Here is a 15,747-nt window from a genome sequence, read left to right as displayed (position 1 = left end):
TACAAAAACTTCATGTAGCACTGCCATGGGAACGATTGTCTCACGCGCTCGAAAAGACGGTACTTTTGGACATACCGCTCAGATTCGCATAAAAAGCAAAGGGAAAACCTCCCTTGACCTGAGACCTTGATCGACACAAAGCAAGTTTCGCAAGCAACATTGCTTTCAGCTGAAATGCTAACGGGAGCGTCTGTTAGCTTTTCAAATGCTCTTGTACGAATGTTCTGAAGTAAGTCATTGCAGGAGCCTCAGTTCTACCTGCGAGCGTCACGCAAGCGAAACGTGCTCTTGCAGCCAGTGGCTTCTTCAATCGAAGTTCAATCAAGCGGCCTTCATCTATTCCATTCTGGGCAGCGGCAATCACACCCAGAAAAACAGCATCTGTTTGTTCTACCGTTCGAACCAAGCTCTTGATGTCGTCACTCCTGATGGACACCATCTCTGCGGGGTTTGCAAAGTGACCATACTGACTGATCAGCTGTCGAGCGACTTCATCGGACAATGGGGTGGACGCAATTGGATACTCCAAAAGGGTCGAAAGCTCCAAGTTCTTCAAGCCCGCCAAAGGATGCCCCCGTCGAACCACGAATCCTGCTTTCATTTCAGGTAGGGCTTCGATGTTGAGGTCCGACGCCGGTACCACTCGCCGCATGTCCACCACCATCGCATCAATGTCCCGCGAGCGCAAACCCAGGATCTGCAACTCCACGGACCCATGCGTCACCGTCAGGCGCATTCCGGGTTGTTTGGCCGTATCCAGAAGCAGTGGCTCCAGCAGCAAAGCGGCGGGACCAGAACCCAGGCCGATGCGGAGTGTTCTTTTGCCTACGCCCTGAAGCAGTTTTGCACTGTCACGGAGTTCCGCTGCATCACGAACAATATGCCTGGCCCTGGAAACCACGTCCAAACCCAAAGGAGTGAGTTCGTTTCGTTTTCCAACACGGTCGAGCAACTTGCCCCCCAAGTCGTCCTCGAGCGTCTGAATGCTTCGACTCAAGGCCGATTGGGTGATGAATAGCTTCTCAGCCGCGCGACTGAACGATCCCGAATCTGCCAAGGCTAAGAGGTGTTCCAGATGCTTGATATTCATGGGGTGTGGGGCTCAATCACCATGAGAAAAATGAATGATAAGTACAAAAATAATACATTGGACACATTTTTTCCCCGGACCTACGATGACTCCATTGCCGATCGATTAACCCCTTGGAGTCCAATATGTCTCTATCCATCTCAAAAGCACTGCGCCGGTGCGCAACCCTGATCACCGGTTTTGTCCTTGCTGCTTCCGCAAGTGCTCAGACTTTCCCATCGAAGCCGGTCACCCTGCTGGTACCGTACCCAGCGGGTGGTCTGTCTGACGTGATCGCTCGCACGGTGAACAATTCGCTGAGCAAGCACTTGGGCCAACCGGTGATCGTGGACAACCTTGGCGGCGCCAGCGGCTCCATCGCAGCACAAAAGGTCTTGAATTCCCCCAGCGATGGACACTTGATCTTTCAAGGTTCACCGAATGAGCTGATTCTTGCGCCATTGGCGATTTCAGCCATCAAGTTCAAAAGTGAGGATTTCCGCCTTGTACAAATGATTGCCACGGCGCAGATTGGCTTTTTGGCCCGATCCGACTTGCCAGTCAATAACGTGGATGAGTTTGTTGAATATGCGCGCAAGGCGGCCGCGCAGGGTAAGCCTGTGACCTATGCCAGCGCAGGACCCGGCTCCTTCTACCACCTGCTGGGGGAGCACCTTTCCAAGGTTACCGGCATTCCCATGATCCACGTGCCCTACAAGGGAGCAGCGCCTGCAGAGCAAGACCTGATGGCCAAGCAGGTAGACATCTTCCTCGCTCCCTACGGAAAGAAATACCTCGAGCTGCACAAAACCGGCAAGGTCAAAGTGCTGGCCATGCTCAACCCCACACGCTTGGATGGCGTCAAGGACTTCCCGGCCATTTCTGAAAGCAAATCGCTCAAGAACTTCACCTTCAACATTTGGACTGGTTACTTCGTGAAGAAGGACACCCCAGAACCTGTGGTGGTTGCGATTCACAAGGCCATTACAGAGACGCTGAAGGAACCAACTATTGACGCTGCCCTCGACACCAACAGCCTATTGACACCACCACCTTTGGAGTTAAACGCAGTGGCAAAGGCCTACGCTGATGGCACTGCACAGTTCCGTGCGATTGCCAAGTCCATCAATCTCGAGCCGCAGTAAACCCATGTCGTCGGTCTTGGACGCGCTGCAGTCCAGCGCGGAAACATTCACCGCGCTGCGCAGAGACTTGCACCAGCATCCTGAAATCGGCTTCCAGGAGTTCCGCACCAGCGACATCGTCGCGCAACGGTTGCGAGATTGGGGTTACGAAGTCACTCTGGGCTTGGGTGGTACGGGCGTGGTGGGACAGCTGCGCAAGGGGAACGGTACACGTCGACTCGGGCTTCGGGCAGATATGGATGCACTGCCCATCCAGGAAGCCACGGGATTGCCCCATGCCAGTTGCCATGAAGGTCTGATGCACGCCTGTGGCCATGATGGTCATACGGCAATGTTGCTGGCAGCGGCGGAGTACCTGGCCTCCAAAGGCAATTTCCAAGGAACGTTGAACCTGATTTTTCAACCCGCCGAGGAAAGCTTGGGTGGGGCTCGCAAGATGATGGAAGACGGCTTGTTTGAGCGTTTCCCCTGCGATGCCGTATTTGCCATGCACAACATGCCTGGATTTCCGCGAGGACAGCTATTGCTTCGGGACGGGGCGACCATGGCTTCGAGCGAGAACATCCTCGTGCATATCGAAGGCAAGGGAAGCCACGGGGCTATGCCGCATTTGGGTGCTGATCCAGTAGTCGCAGGGGCATCTATCGTCATGGCCTTGCAAACTATCGTCTCCCGCAATGTGCCCCCCCTTCAGACGGCAGTCGTAACGGTTGGCGCATTTCAATCTGGTGTCGCAAACAATGTCATTCCCCAAACGGCTACGCTCAAACTAAGCGTTCGTGCCCTGGATCGCGGTGTACGACTGCTGCTACGAGAACGCATCGTTGACTTGGTGGAGGCTCAGGCCAAAAGTTTTGGTGTGACGGCTCGCGTCGAGTTCTTGCCAGGCTATCCGGTACTCGTGAACACTGCTTCAGAAACTGCTTTGGCACGTGAAGTTGCTATTGATCTCGTGGGGCCTGAAAACGTTGTTCAGCAAACCGAGCCATTAACAGGCAGTGAAGATTTCGCGTACATGCTGGAGAAAGTTCCAGGCAGCTATTTGTTCATTGGCAATGGAGACGCCTCTACCGGTGGACATGGTGCTTGCATGGTGCACAACCCCAATTACGATTTCGAAGACCGAAACATTCCTATCGGCGCAGCCTATTGGGTGCATTTGGCGGAACGTTTCCTAGCGTAGGTTTCTAATATCTTTGAACCGGAAGAGACAGGGCGCTTCGCGAGAAGTACCCTGCGCCGAAGGAGCAACCGCCCCGGAAACTCTCAGGCAAAAGGACCGGTTTGAAGCGTTGAACTCTGAAGAGCTGCTGGCTTTGTCATCCGGCACACCGAAGGAGCAAACGACTCTGCCAAACGGCCGGGCGTGAATCTCTCAGGTATCCAACAGAGGGGGTGTTCGTCGTGCATGGTGCACGTACGTCCAGTCTGCCCTAGGGCAACCCTGACATTCTGGAGTTCAATGATGAAAACGATAGCAGTTATCGGCGGTGGCATCACCGGTGTCACGACCGCCTATGCCTTGGTAAAACGGGGCTTCTCCGTCACGCTTTTTGAGAAGAATCGGTACTCCGCGATGGAGACGTCCTTCGCGAACGGTGGACAACTCTCGGCGTCGAACGCCGAAGTCTGGACCCACTGGTCCACGATTTTGAAGGGCTTGAAATGGATGCTCCGAAGTGATGCGCCGCTCCTGGTCAATCCGGCGCCGAGCTGGCACAAGATGTCGTGGTTTGCCGAATTCATTAGCAATATCCCCCACTACAAAACAAACACGATTGAGACAACCAAGTTAGCAATCGCTGCCAGGGAGCATCTTTTCGCTTGGGCTCAAGAAGAGGGAGTGGATTTCGACTTGAAGCAAGAGGGAATCCTTCATATCTATCGCGATAAGAAAGGTTTCGAACACGCCGGAAAAGTTTCTGAATTACTTGCTCGCGGTGGCCTCTCTCGGCGTGCAGTTACCCCCAGTGAAATGCGGGCCATCGAGCCCACTTTGGCAGGTAGTTACTACGGGGGCTATTTCACTGAAAGTGACTCAACTGGCGACATCCACAAATTCACCCAAGGTCTCGCTGCAGCTTGTGTCCGTCTGGGTGTCAAGACTCTTTATGGTCAAGAGGTGAAACAGCTGATCAGTGACGGGAATATGGCCACGGTCATCACTGAAGAAGCGGAGGGAACTTGCTCCCACTATTTCGATGCATTGGTGGTGTGTAGTGGAGTGGGAAGTCGTCAATTTGCTTCTCAGCTGGGTGACCGCGTCAATATCTACCCTGTCAAGGGTTACTCCATTACGGTCAATCTCTTGGATGCTGAAAGTCGTGCCGCGGCACCAGTAGTCAGTCTTTTGGACGACGAGACCAAACTGGTCACAAGTCGCCTTGGTGAAGAACGCTTCCGAGTCGCCGGTACCGCTGAGTTCAACGGTTACAACAAAGATATTCGTGCAGACAGAATCCGTCCCCTCGTAGAGTGGGTCAACCAATGCTTCCCCGGGGTAAACACCCGGCAGGTCGTTCCGTGGGCAGGTCTCCGACCCATGATGCCGAACATGATGCCGCGCGTCGGCGCTGGTTCGAAGCCCAACGTTTTTTACAACACAGGGCACGGCCACTTGGGGTGGACCTTGTCTGCAATCACCGCTGACTTGGTAGGCACAGCGGTGCAGAGCTCTATTCGGCAAGCTGTTCGCTATGGGATTGCTGGTTCAAAGGCCTCTGTTCCAGCCTAAACTCCAGTAGGCTTGCGTTGACCGACAGACAGCTTCGCTGACTGTCGGTCAACTGCGTTACACACGCTCCAATACGACAGCAATCCCCTGCCCCACACCAATACACATGGTGCAGAGTGCATAGCGACCACCAGAGGCGTGAAGCTGATTCACTGCGGTAGTGGCGAGCCGTGCACCACTCGCACCGAGAGGGTGACCCAGAGCAATGGCGCCACCCCAAGCATTCACTCGGGGATCATCATCTTGCAACCCTAGCATCCTCAGAACTGCGAGACCTTGGGCTGCAAAGGCCTCGTTAAGCTCAATGACATCCATTTGCGCAAGGGTAAGTCCAGTCAGTGCAAGCACTTTGTGTGCTGCGGGTGCAGGGCCAATGCCCATGATGCGTGGAGCTACGCCCGCCGTCGCCATACCCACAACACGAGCTCGCGGAGTCAGGCCATTGCGTTTGGCGCCATCTTCACTTGCCAGAAGCAAAGCGCAAGCTCCATCATTCACACCGCTCGCGTTTCCGGCAGTGACCGTCCCACTCGGATGGACAACGGGCTTTAACCGGGCGAGTGCTTCCAAGGTGGTTTCTCGCGGATGCTCGTCCGTATCCACCACAACGGAGTCCCCCTTCTTTTGGGCGACTGTGACCGGTGTGATTTCAGGTGTCAGATAGCCCGCGCGCTGTGCAGCGATCGCCTTACTCTGACTCGAGAAGGCCATGGCATCTTGATCTGCGCGACTGATGTTGTAGTCGGTAGCTACGTTCTCTGCCGTCTCTGGCATTGCATCCACCCCGTAATGCGCTTTCATCAATTTGTTGACGAAGCGCCACCCAATGGTGGTGTCGTAGATCGCGTTGGCCCTGCTGAATGCAGCTTCTGCTTTCGGCATTACAAATGGCGCCCGACTCATGCTTTCCACACCTCCTGCAATCATGAGCTGTGCCTCACCGGACTTAATGGCCCGGGCAGCTGTGCCAAGTGCATCAAGGCCAGAACCGCACAGTCGGTTCACCGTTGAACCAGGTACTTCCATGGGCAAACCGGCGAGCAAACTGGACATGCGAGCCACATTGCGGTTGTCTTCACCGGCTTGATTGGCACAACCATAAATCACATCAGTGATGGAATGCCAGTCCACGTTGGGATTTCTAGCCATCAGCGCGCTCAAGGGAATGGCGCCCAGGTCATCAGCGCGAACGCTACTGAGTGCGCCGCCGTAGCGACCGAAGGGAGTGCGAATTGCATCGCAAATGAATGCATGTTGCATAGTTGTTTTCCTCTGGATCAGATGTTCAAACGCCGACAGGCATTCCTAAGAGTTGTTCGAGTTCTGCATGGGATAGACCATCCACCTTATCCACCAACTTGAGGCCTTGGGGAGTGCAGTCCAGGGTCGCGAGATCCGCGTAGATTCGCTTGACACAGGCAATGCCCGTGAGTGGATAGGTACAGGTCGGTACAACTTTGCTCTGTCCAGATTTCGTCAGCAAATCCATCATGACCCAGGTTTGTTTGGCGCCAATTGCAAGGTCCATGGCACCTCCCACCGCAGGAATTGCACCCTCTTCGCCGGTGCTCCAGTTTGCAAGGTCTCCCGTTGAGGACACCTGAAATGCACCAAGTACACAGATGTCCAAATGACCTCCACGCATCATGGCAAAGCTGTCTGCATGGTGGAAATAGGCACCGCCCTTGAGCAAAGTTACGGGTTGCTTTCCCGCATTGATCAGGTCGTAATCCTCATCTCCCGATTGGGGCGCAGGTCCCATTCCCAAAATTCCATTCTCGCTATGGAGAATGACTTCCATGTTCTGTGGAATATGGTTTGCAACCAGGGTGGGCATCCCAATTCCTAGATTAACCGTAGCCCCATCAAAAATGTCCTGTGCCACACGTGCGGCCAGCTCGTCTTTGCTGCGTTTTTTGTAATTCATGGTCATGCTGCCTTTTTGAAGCCGCCGGCCTGAGTTGCCACACGGTCTATTTTTACGATGCTCTGTACAAAGATTCCAGGCGTAATGATGGACTCGGGGTCTAGGCTGCCCAACTCCACGATTTCGTGGACGGTTGCAATGGTTTTACGGGCGGCCATGGCCATTACGGGTCCGAAATTACGCGCTGCTTTTCGGTAGGTCAGGTTGCCCCAACGGTCACCAGCCTCCGCCTTGATCAATGCGATATCCGCATGAATTGGCATTTCCAAGACAAAGTGCTTGCCGTCGATTTCCCGGGTTTCGCGTGCTGTTCCATCAGAGTTTTTCGCCAGATCTGTACCGTACCCAGTTGGAGAAAAGAAAGCGCCTATTCCTGCACCAGCAGCGCGAATTCGCTCAGCCAAGTTACCCTGGGGCACCAACTCCAGCTCTAGTTTTTTGCTCCGGTACAGGGCATCAAACACGTGGCTGTCCGCCTGACGGGGAAAGCTGCAGATGATTTTGCGAACCCTGCCAGCGCTGAGCAAAGCAGCCAGACCGGTATCGCCATTGCCGGCATTGTTGTTGACCAATGTCAGGTTCTTTGCGCCCTGCTCTATCAGACCATCAATCAACTCTATGGGAATACCGGCTGTGCCGAAGCCGCCAATCATCACTGTTGAGCCGTCTTTCACATCGACCAATGCGTCCGCAACTGACAACGCAATCTTGTTAATCATGGAAATACCTTTGCAAGGATATGGAAGCGAAATTAAATTGTTCGCATATTGAACTCTTGTTCGTTATTAGAATTCTAGAAGGGTTTTTACAATGTGGCAACACCTACTCGCAAATCGCTAATGACCAAATCACCCACTGATGAAGCCTCTCTCCCGCAAGAACCCGGGGACAACTACGTGCAATCTTTTGCCCGTGGGCTTGAGGTGATCCGTTCATTCAGCGCTGAATCTCAGAGGCAGACCCTTACAGAAGTTGCCGAGCGAACAGGCCTGACGCGCGCCGGTGCCAGGCGCATCTTGTTGACCTTGCATACATTGGGTTATGTGAGACACGATGGACGCTTGTTTCAGCTTTCACCGCGGATCCTTGATCTCGGCTTTGCCTATCTCTCTTCGCTGCCTTTTTGGAACCTCGCTGAACCTGTCATGGAAAAGCTGGTGGCAGATGTGAAAGAGTCCTGCTCCGCCGCGGTTCTCGATGGCACGGACATCGTGTATGTACTCCGAGTGCCAACACAGAAAATCATGAGCATCAACTTAGGTGTTGGATCGAGGCTTCCTGCTTATTGCACATCCATGGGTCGGATGCTGCTTGCCGGACTACCAGAAGATGAGTTACGGACGAGATTGATCCAGTCAAAACCTATGGCGCGCACCCCGAAAACCAAGGTGAGTGTTGAGGATCTGATGGACTGCATTGCGCAGATTCGGCAGCAGGGCTGGTCGCAAGTCGACCAAGAGCTGGAAGAAGGCTTGATTTCAATGGCCGCTCCCATCCGCGATCGCAACGGGACCATATTGGCCGCCTTGAACATCAGCGGGCAAGCCAACCGAACTAGTGCCTCCGTAATGCAGGAGAGGATGCTCGAACCGCTCTTGGCGGCAGCGTCCAGTATTTCGAAAATGCTAGGCCGACAGCACTTCTAATTGTCCCGGACATCAATGCGAGACAAGGCAACAAATCATCCGTGGGGTCTGCACTTTAATCAGTCTGTTTCTTTTTTGAGCTCGATCTCGGTCGAGATTTCTCATCAACACGAGCAGCCAAAGCCTCTTTGCTGAGTGATGAGGGGAAGGCATTAGTCTCCATGTCAAGCCATGGAGGATTCTGGGCATACATTTCAACAATCAGCTCTTTGATCGCGGTGATATACCAAGAATCGTCGTTCAATCGATGACTCAAGATGATGGGGGAAGTAGCCCGTTCATCCTCAATGACTCTGTAGACCAAATCTGTCCTTGCTCGAGCCGCAGCGGGGATGATGCAGACTCCCATTTCTGATGCGACCAAGCCAAGTGCTGCTTGCAACTCTCGAACCTCGTGTACTTCACTGAGTTGAATATCCTGGTCATGGATGAGACTCAACACATGGTCCGCATAGCTGGGACGCGGCTCTTTCGGAAACACGATGAGACGTTGACCCGCCAACTCCTTGAGCAAGATCCGCTCGTTGGTGCTTGCCAGCGGTGAACTTGGAGGTAATGCAACTACCAGTCGCTCCTCTCGCAACACCACTCTGGAGACAGAGGCGTCTCGGGTCCGGATACGTCCGAAGCCAATATCAATTCGTCCGGATTTCAGTTCGGATATTTGATGGACTGAACTAAGGTCTACAAGGTTCACGTCAGTGTCGGGATATCGCTTGCGAAACATACGGATCAACATGGGAAGCCCGCCGTACAGTGTCGAAGCAACGTACGCAATAGAGACGGATTGCCGCTGATTCCGCCCTACTTGTCGGGCCCCGGTTTTCATTTGCTCAACCCTGTGCAGCACCTGTAACGACTGCTCATAGAACGCCCGCCCCGCCTCGGTCAATCGCAAAGGCCGACTGTCGCGCTGTATCAAGACCACACCAAGCTCTTCCTCCAATAGCTGTATCTGGCGGCTAAGGGGCGGCTGAGCAATGTGCATTTGCTCAGCTGCACGAGTGAAGTTTTTAGTCGTAGCTACAGCCACGAAATAGCGCAATTGACGTAAGTCCATTAGGGTAAACCATACCAATCAAGGATGGGTGCTCTGTAAGTCATTGATATTTAACACAAAACATCATAACTATATGAAATAGGTATGGAGCAAGACTAATTCGGTGTTGGATTGAAAACGCCTGGCGCATTTCAATACCACCCATGCAACACACACCTCTACCTCTTTCACACGCACCCTTGGGAATGACAGGCGGAACCATCGCGATTGAATCGGTGGAGACCCTGTTGGTTGACCTGCCAACCATTCGCCCCCACAAATTGTCGATGGCCACCATGAATGGCCAAACCCTCATGCTTGTCCGCGTTCGATGCAGCGATGGAACTACAGGCATTGGAGAGGGAACAACAATCGGCGGACTGGCCTACGGCGGTGAATCCCCCGAGGGTATGAAGTTGGCAATAGATACCTACTTCGCTCCACAGATGGTGGGCAAGGATGCCAACCGTGTGTCGGCATTGATGGCACAACTCAACAGCTCTATCCGTGAAAACCGCTTTGCCAAATGTGCCGTTGAAACCGCGCTGTTTGACGCTTTGGGCCACCGGGTCGGATTGCCAGTTTCAGAACTTTTGGGTGGACGACAGCACGACCGTTTACCGGTTGCATGGACCTTGGCATCAGGTGATACCGAGCGCGACATCAATGAAGCCCAACAAATGTTGGAACTGCGAAGGCATTGCATATTCAAGCTGAAGATCGGTCGCAAGTCAGTCCGTGAGGACGTCGCGCATGTTGCAGCCATTAAGAGGGCTTTGGGTGACTCAGCCTCAGTCCGGGTGGATGTGAACATGGCGTGGACTGAGCTGCAAGCGCATTACGGATTAGCAGGGCTGGTGGATGCCGGCTGCGAATTGGTAGAGCAACCGGTCGCCCACATCGAAGCGATGGCGCGACTCACAGGTAAGTACCCCATCGCCATCATGGCGGACGAATCACTAGTTGGACCCGCCTCAGCTTTCAGCATTGCAAAGCTCGCAGGCGCAGATGTTTTCGCAATCAAAACTGAGCAATCCGGCGGACTTCAAGCGGCACAGCAAGTTGCAGGTATCGCAGAGGCCGCAAACATCGCTCTTTATGGCGGAACGATGTTGGAAGGCGCTGTCGGTTCGATTGCCTCAGCCCATGTCTTTTCGACATTCCGCGAACTGCGCTGGGGCACTGAATTGTTCGGCCCCCTGCTCCTCACAGAAGAAATTCTGACCAAGCCCCTGGAGTACCGGGACTTCCACCTTGAGGTTCCATCCAGCCCAGGTCTAGGTATCAGCTTGGACGAAGAGCGATTGGAGTTCTTCCGTCGTGACAAGGTCCGAAAGCTCAACACCCCAAAGGTGTCCACCCACTGATTTTTCCAAGGGGTAACAGGTAAATCCAAGGCCCCAATTTTCCCAAGTAGTAACCCATCCATACAAGGAGACAACCATGACCGTAGCAATCTTTAATACATCTGAAGTTCAAGACTTCCTGAAACTGGCAAGTGGAATGACGCAAAAAGGCGGCAATCCTCGAACCAAGACGATCGTTCACCGGATCCTTTCGGACTTGTTCAAGGCGATCGAAGATCTGGACATCACTTCGGATGAATACTGGGCAGGCATCGCATATTTGAACCAACTTGGCGCGCGCAGCGAGGCTGGCTTGTTGTCCCCCGGATTGGGCTTGGACCGTTATTTCGATATGCGCATGGATGCAGAAGATGCTGCTATTGGCATCGTGAACGGAACACCTCGGACTATTGAAGGACCACTGTACGTGGCAGGCGCACCAGTAGCCCAAGGATTTGCCCGGCTGGACGATGGCAGTGATACGGCTGGCAAAACGCTGATCATGCATGGCACTGTGTTCGATGCGAGCGGCAAGCCGGCCGCTGGGGCAACAGTGGAGGTGTGGCACGCAAACACCAAAGGCTTCTACTCCCATTTTGATCCTACAGGCGAGCAAAAACCCTTCAATATGCGCCGCACGATCGTGACGGACGCTCAGGGTCGTTACAAGTTTCAAAGCATTGTTCCAGTCGGCTATGGCTGCCCACCGGATGGTCCGACCCAAGCTTTGCTCAACCAAATCGGTCGCCATGGCAATCGTCCCGCTCACATTCATTTCTTTGTCTCTGCAGATGGCCATCGCAAGCTGACTACCCAAATCAATATCGATGGCGATCCATTGGTGAATGATGACTTTGCTTATGCAACCCGGGAAGGACTGGTTCCCCCATTGGTGGAACGCAAAGATGCCGCAAGCATCAAGGCAAATGGCCTGAGCGCACCTTTCGCAGAGATCGAGTTCGACATCACTCTCAGCGCTTTGGTTGACGGCGTGGACAACCAGCTTGTCGACCGCCCTCGCATGGCAGCCTGATATTTGACCAGGGCCAGACCGGCATCACTTAAACCGGCCCCGCCCTGTTTTTCCGATTGAAAGAAACCGCGACGTTTGTCGCGGCGGATGACCTCACCCCTAAGGATGCACTCCCATGACCACAACCGTATCCGTCGATAAATATGCCGACGTTGAAAAGCTGTTGAACACGGCCTTGCAGGACGACAAGGAAAACGGCGTTTTCCGCTGCCGACGCGACATCTTCACTGATCCAGATCTCTTTGAACTGGAGATGAAGCACATCTTTGAAGGCAACTGGGTGTACTTGGCGCACGAAAGCCAGATACCTGAGATCAACGACTACTTCACCACTTACATCGGCCGCCAACCTATCGTCATCACGCGCGGCAAAGATGGAAATCTGAATGCAGTTATCAATGCTTGTGCTCATAGGGGTGCCATGTTGTGCCGGCGCAAACACGGCAACAAAGGTAGTTTCACTTGCCCGTTCCATGGATGGACATTTGCCAACACGGGGAAGCTACTGAAGGTCAAAGATGAAAAGACCACGGAGTACCCCATTCAGTTCAATACCGGGGGCTCACACGACCTGAAGAAGGTCGCTCGTTTTGAAAGCTACAAAGGCTTTTTGTTTGGGAGCTTGAACGCTGACGTCCAACCACTGCAGGACTTCCTGGGTGAAACAAAGGTTGTGATCGATCAAATCGTCGAGCAGGCTCCTCACGGCTTGGAAGTGCTTCGCGGTAACTCTACTTACACCTACGACGGCAACTGGAAACTCCAGATGGAGAACGGAAGCGATGGTTATCACGTCAGCTCCGTGCACTGGAACTACGCTGCCACGATGGGACGCCGCAAAGACGGAGGCACCAAAGCCGTGGATGCCAACGGTTGGAGCAAAAGCGTTGGCGGGGTCTATGGGTTTGAGAACGGCCACATTTTGTTGTGGACCAAAACCATGAATCCAGAAGTGCGTCCGATCTTTGGTCACAAAGAAGAATTGAAAGAACGTCTCGGTGAAGCCAAGGCGGATCTGATTGTGAATCAGACCCGAAACCTGTGCCTCTATCCCAACGTCTACTTGATGGATCAGTTCTCCACGCAGATCCGCGTGACACGCCCCATCAGTGTTGATCAGACAGAAATCACCATTTATTGCTTTGCCCCCAAAGGTGAAAGTGCTGACGACCGAGCAACACGTATCCGCCAATACGAAGACTTCTTCAATGTTTCGGGAATGGGTACCGCCGACGACCTGGAGGAATTCCGCTCGTGCCAGACAGGCTACGCCGGGAAAGCTGCACCCTGGAATGACTTAAGCCGAGGTGCCCCCTTGTGGGTGCATGGACCTGACGATAACGCCCGAACCATGGGGATGAAGCCCCTTATCAGCGGTGGTCGCAGCGAGGACGAAGGGCTGTTTGTCTGTCAACACGACTATTGGGCGCAAACCATGCGCAAGGCATTGGAAGAAGAACGTGAAGGAGCAAAGGCATGAACCAGCACTACAACGCCGTATGTGCATTTCTGTACCGGGAAGCTCGCTTTCTTGACGATCGTGAATGGGAATCCTGGCTGGCACTTTACGCACCCGACGCCGAATACTGGATGCCTGCATGGGATGACGACGATCAACTCACGAACGATCCACATGGCCAGATCTCATTGATCTATTACCCAAACCGGAACGGCTTGGAGGATCGTGTGTTCCGCATCAAGACGGAACGCTCGAGTGCCTCCATGCCCGAACCGCGCACGAACCACATGATCACCAACGTGGAGGTTTTGGCCGATAACGGTGACTCACTTGAGGTTCGTTACAACCTGCATACGCTCAGTCACCGGTACAAGGCTACGGATCACTTCTTCGGTTCGATTTTCGTGACGCTCAAGCTGGTCGAGGGCGGTGATTTTCAGATCATTCGCAAGAAGATCATTTTGAAAAATGACTACATCCGTCAAGTCATTGACGTGTATCACATCTAAGAAGAAAGGCCCACGATGACCACCTATCGCATCGCCTTGAATTTCGAAGATGGCGTGACTCGCTTCGTGGATTGCAGCGCCCAGGAAAAGGTACTCGACTGTGCATTCCGGCATCGCATCAATCTGCCCATGGACTGTTCAGATGGCGTATGCGGAACCTGCAAATGCCGTGCGGAGAGCGGCACCTATGACCTCGGTGATGAATACATTGAGGAGGCGCTGACCCAAGATGAGGCAGAGAAAGGTCTGGTCCTCACCTGTCAAATGGTTCCTCGCTCTGACTGCGTCATATCTGTGCCGGTTCCATCCACTGCGTGCAAAACTGGTACCGGGAGCTTCCCAGCGACGCTTGCTGACATATCCCGACTAGGAGAAGCCGCTTACGAATTGGCACTAGACGTGCCAAGTGAATCGACTGGCTTTCTTCCTGGTCAATACGTCAATATTGACGTACCTGGAAGCGGACAGCACCGTTCGTATTCGTTCAGTTCTTCCCCGGGTAACTCACGAATGACCTTCTTGATCAAGCAGGTCAACGGAGGCTTGATGAGTTCTTGGCTGTCCAGTGCCACTGAAAAGGAGGCCCTGACACTAACTGGACCCATGGGCAGTTTCTATCTTAGAAGCGTGACACGCCCACTACTTTTCTTGGCAGGTGGCACTGGGCTCGCTCCATTTCTGTCGATGCTGTCAGTCCTTCAGGAACAACCGGCAAATCACAAGATCCATTTGATATACGGCGTCACGCGTGACCAAGACCTTGTCTTAGTTGAACGCTTGGCTGAGTTTGCTCAATCGATGCCTCATTTCACCTTCACCACGTGTGTCGCAGACAGCCAAACCCGTCATGAGCGACAGGGCTTTGTTACCCAGTACATGCGGCCCGAGTACCTGCACGACGGTGCAGTGGACGTCTATCTATGTGGCCCGCCCCCCATGGTGGAGGCAGTTCAGAAGCACTTCAAGACCATCGCATTGGAGCCTTCGAATTTCTATTACGAGAAGTTCACCCCTAACGCCACAACAGCCCCTTTGGAGAAAGCAGCATGAATACAGAATTTGAAGGCAAAGTGATGTTGATCACAGGCGCCGCACAAGGCATAGGTGAGCGCGTTGCCGAACTTGCCGCAGCTCGTGGTGCACGGCTAGCTCTAGTAGACAGATCACCCATCATACAAAGTCTGCGTGAACGGCTCTCGGCATTTGCAGAGGTCATTGCCATAGAAGCCGATCTGGAGCAATTCGAAGGTGCAGAACAAGCCGCGGAACGCACCCATAAAGCGTTTGGGAGGATTGACATCCTTGTGAACAACGTGGGCGGGACGATTTGGACGAAACCATTTGAGCACTATGAGCCCAAAGAAGTTGAGGCTGAAATACGTCGCTCTCTGTTTCCCACACTGTGGTGTTGTCGAGCGGTTCTGCCGTACATGCTGAAGAAGAAAAAAGGCGCAATTGTCAATGTGTCTTCTATCGCCACACGAAGCGTCAATCGCGTTCCCTATGGGGCAGCGAAAGGCGGGGTCAATGCATTGACAGCCTGCTTGGCTTTCGAAAACGGCGAACGGGGAATCCGCATCAATGCGGTTGCACCTGGCGGTACTGAAGCACCACCCCGCCGGATACCTCGCAACACATCCCGTCTCGGTCGGAAAGACAAGGCGTGGTACCAAGAGATCGTTGATCAAACTGTTTCAAGCACTTTGATGAAGCGCTATGGAACGCTTGATGAGCAGGCTGAAGCCATCCTGTTTCTCGCATCGGACCGTTCGTCTTACATCACGGGGACGGTACTTCCCGTCGGTGGTGGCGACCAAGGCTGATCGACAAAAAACCCAAA

At 53.5% G+C, this 15,747-nt stretch carries 15 protein-coding genes and 2 riboswitches; of the genes, 10 read left to right on the top strand and 5 right to left on the bottom strand.

Translation table 11 applies throughout. The features are described 5' to 3' along the window. Positions 1-193 precede the first annotated feature (193 nt). Entirely contained in the window at positions 194-1,090 is an 897-nt protein-coding gene (locus tag RAN89_RS10610; protein ID WP_313866285.1) for a LysR family transcriptional regulator, read from the bottom strand. A 125-nt stretch (positions 1,091-1,215) separates the two neighbouring features. On the opposite strand from RAN89_RS10610, the gene RAN89_RS10605 reads away from it, so the two are divergent. From RAN89_RS10605 to RAN89_RS10595, 3 genes are all read left to right on the top strand, one after another. Further along, positions 1,216-2,214: a tripartite tricarboxylate transporter substrate binding protein gene (locus RAN89_RS10605; RefSeq protein ID WP_313866284.1), complete on the top strand. Its 999-nt coding sequence runs from the start codon at positions 1,216-1,218 to the stop codon at positions 2,212-2,214. A gap of 4 nt (positions 2,215-2,218) precedes the next feature. Then, positions 2,219-3,397, top strand: coding sequence for a M20 aminoacylase family protein (locus RAN89_RS10600; protein WP_313869380.1), 1,179 nt, complete (start codon positions 2,219-2,221; stop codon positions 3,395-3,397). Positions 3,398-3,406: 9 nt separating this feature from the next. Beyond that, positions 3,407-3,506: riboswitch (glycine riboswitch) on the top strand. After that, positions 3,507-3,614: riboswitch (glycine riboswitch) on the top strand. A gap of 65 nt (positions 3,615-3,679) precedes the next feature. Beyond that, entirely contained in the window at positions 3,680-4,948 is a 1,269-nt protein-coding gene (locus RAN89_RS10595; protein ID WP_313866283.1) for a D-amino acid dehydrogenase, read from the top strand. Between the two features lie 57 nt (positions 4,949-5,005). Here RAN89_RS10595 and pcaF read toward each other — a convergent pair whose 3' ends face one another. The 3 genes from pcaF to RAN89_RS10580 are packed head-to-tail and all read right to left on the bottom strand — an operon-like array spanning position 5,006 to position 7,594. Then, on the bottom strand, positions 5,006-6,208 hold the full coding sequence (gene pcaF / locus RAN89_RS10590; protein WP_313866282.1) for a 3-oxoadipyl-CoA thiolase: 1,203 nt from the start codon (positions 6,206-6,208) through the stop codon (positions 5,006-5,008). Between the two features lie 25 nt (positions 6,209-6,233). After that, entirely contained in the window at positions 6,234-6,875 is a 642-nt protein-coding gene (locus RAN89_RS10585; protein WP_313866281.1) for a 3-oxoacid CoA-transferase subunit B, read from the bottom strand. 2 nt (positions 6,876-6,877) lie between these two features. Further along, entirely contained in the window at positions 6,878-7,594 is a 717-nt protein-coding gene (locus RAN89_RS10580; protein WP_313866280.1) for a 3-oxoacid CoA-transferase subunit A, read from the bottom strand. Positions 7,595-7,714: 120 nt separating this feature from the next. Between RAN89_RS10580 and RAN89_RS10575 the strand changes: the two genes are divergently transcribed. Then, on the top strand, positions 7,715-8,521 hold the full coding sequence (locus tag RAN89_RS10575; RefSeq protein WP_313866279.1) for an IclR family transcriptional regulator: 807 nt from the start codon (positions 7,715-7,717) through the stop codon (positions 8,519-8,521). 55 nt (positions 8,522-8,576) lie between these two features. Here RAN89_RS10575 and RAN89_RS10570 read toward each other — a convergent pair whose 3' ends face one another. Then, positions 8,577-9,581 carry a LysR family transcriptional regulator gene (locus RAN89_RS10570; protein WP_313866278.1) on the bottom strand — a complete coding sequence of 335 codons (1,005 nt, stop codon included), beginning with the start codon at positions 9,579-9,581 and terminating at the stop codon, positions 8,577-8,579. A gap of 185 nt (positions 9,582-9,766) precedes the next feature. On the opposite strand from RAN89_RS10570, the gene RAN89_RS10565 reads away from it, so the two are divergent. From RAN89_RS10565 to benD, 6 genes are all read left to right on the top strand, one after another. After that, complete coding sequence (locus RAN89_RS10565) at positions 9,767-10,927, top strand: muconate/chloromuconate family cycloisomerase (RefSeq protein ID WP_313869379.1); 1,161 nt, start codon at positions 9,767-9,769, stop codon at positions 10,925-10,927. 76 nt (positions 10,928-11,003) lie between these two features. Further along, the gene (gene catA, locus RAN89_RS10560; RefSeq protein WP_313866277.1) at positions 11,004-11,939 is read left to right on the top strand and encodes a catechol 1,2-dioxygenase; all 936 of its coding nucleotides are present in this window, start codon (positions 11,004-11,006) and stop codon (positions 11,937-11,939) included. Positions 11,940-12,054: 115 nt separating this feature from the next. Further along, entirely contained in the window at positions 12,055-13,419 is a 1,365-nt protein-coding gene (locus RAN89_RS10555; protein ID WP_313866276.1) for a Rieske 2Fe-2S domain-containing protein, read from the top strand. Further along, a complete protein-coding gene (gene benB / locus RAN89_RS10550) occupies positions 13,416-13,907 on the top strand; it encodes a benzoate 1,2-dioxygenase small subunit (protein WP_313866275.1) in 492 nt (163 codons plus the stop codon). Before RAN89_RS10555 ends, benB begins: the two co-directional genes overlap by 4 nt. 15 nt (positions 13,908-13,922) lie before the next feature. After that, a complete protein-coding gene (gene benC, locus RAN89_RS10545) occupies positions 13,923-14,957 on the top strand; it encodes a benzoate 1,2-dioxygenase electron transfer component BenC (protein WP_313866274.1) in 1,035 nt (344 codons plus the stop codon). Further along, the gene (gene benD / locus RAN89_RS10540; protein WP_313866273.1) at positions 14,954-15,730 is read left to right on the top strand and encodes a benzoate diol dehydrogenase BenD; all 777 of its coding nucleotides are present in this window, start codon (positions 14,954-14,956) and stop codon (positions 15,728-15,730) included. The genes benC and benD overlap by 4 nt, the downstream gene beginning before the upstream one ends. Positions 15,731-15,747: the final 17 nt, after the last annotated feature.

Origin of the sequence: Rhodoferax mekongensis (assembly GCF_032191775.1) — a bacterium.
GTDB classification, from domain to species: Bacteria; Pseudomonadota; Gammaproteobacteria; order Burkholderiales; family Burkholderiaceae_C; genus Allorhodoferax; species Allorhodoferax mekongensis.
This window is presented reverse-complemented; position numbering and strand designations above follow the sequence as displayed.

Coding starts and splice junctions, on each gene's coding strand:
- RAN89_RS10610 (WP_313866285.1), bottom strand. CDS start 1,090: ATGAATATCAAGCATCTGGAACACCTCTTAGCCTTGGCAGATTCGGGA.
- RAN89_RS10605 (WP_313866284.1), top strand. CDS start 1,216: ATGTCTCTATCCATCTCAAAAGCACTGCGCCGGTGCGCAACCCTGATC.
- RAN89_RS10600 (WP_313869380.1), top strand. CDS start 2,219: ATGTCGTCGGTCTTGGACGCGCTGCAGTCCAGCGCGGAAACATTCACC.
- RAN89_RS10595 (WP_313866283.1), top strand. CDS start 3,680: ATGAAAACGATAGCAGTTATCGGCGGTGGCATCACCGGTGTCACGACC.
- pcaF (WP_313866282.1), bottom strand. CDS start 6,208: ATGCAACATGCATTCATTTGCGATGCAATTCGCACTCCCTTCGGTCGC.
- RAN89_RS10585 (WP_313866281.1), bottom strand. CDS start 6,875: ATGAATTACAAAAAACGCAGCAAAGACGAGCTGGCCGCACGTGTGGCA.
- RAN89_RS10580 (WP_313866280.1), bottom strand. CDS start 7,594: ATGATTAACAAGATTGCGTTGTCAGTTGCGGACGCATTGGTCGATGTG.
- RAN89_RS10575 (WP_313866279.1), top strand. CDS start 7,715: ATGACCAAATCACCCACTGATGAAGCCTCTCTCCCGCAAGAACCCGGG.
- RAN89_RS10570 (WP_313866278.1), bottom strand. CDS start 9,581: ATGGACTTACGTCAATTGCGCTATTTCGTGGCTGTAGCTACGACTAAA.
- RAN89_RS10565 (WP_313869379.1), top strand. CDS start 9,767: ATGACAGGCGGAACCATCGCGATTGAATCGGTGGAGACCCTGTTGGTT.
- catA (WP_313866277.1), top strand. CDS start 11,004: ATGACCGTAGCAATCTTTAATACATCTGAAGTTCAAGACTTCCTGAAA.
- RAN89_RS10555 (WP_313866276.1), top strand. CDS start 12,055: ATGACCACAACCGTATCCGTCGATAAATATGCCGACGTTGAAAAGCTG.
- benB (WP_313866275.1), top strand. CDS start 13,416: ATGAACCAGCACTACAACGCCGTATGTGCATTTCTGTACCGGGAAGCT.
- benC (WP_313866274.1), top strand. CDS start 13,923: ATGACCACCTATCGCATCGCCTTGAATTTCGAAGATGGCGTGACTCGC.
- benD (WP_313866273.1), top strand. CDS start 14,954: ATGAATACAGAATTTGAAGGCAAAGTGATGTTGATCACAGGCGCCGCA.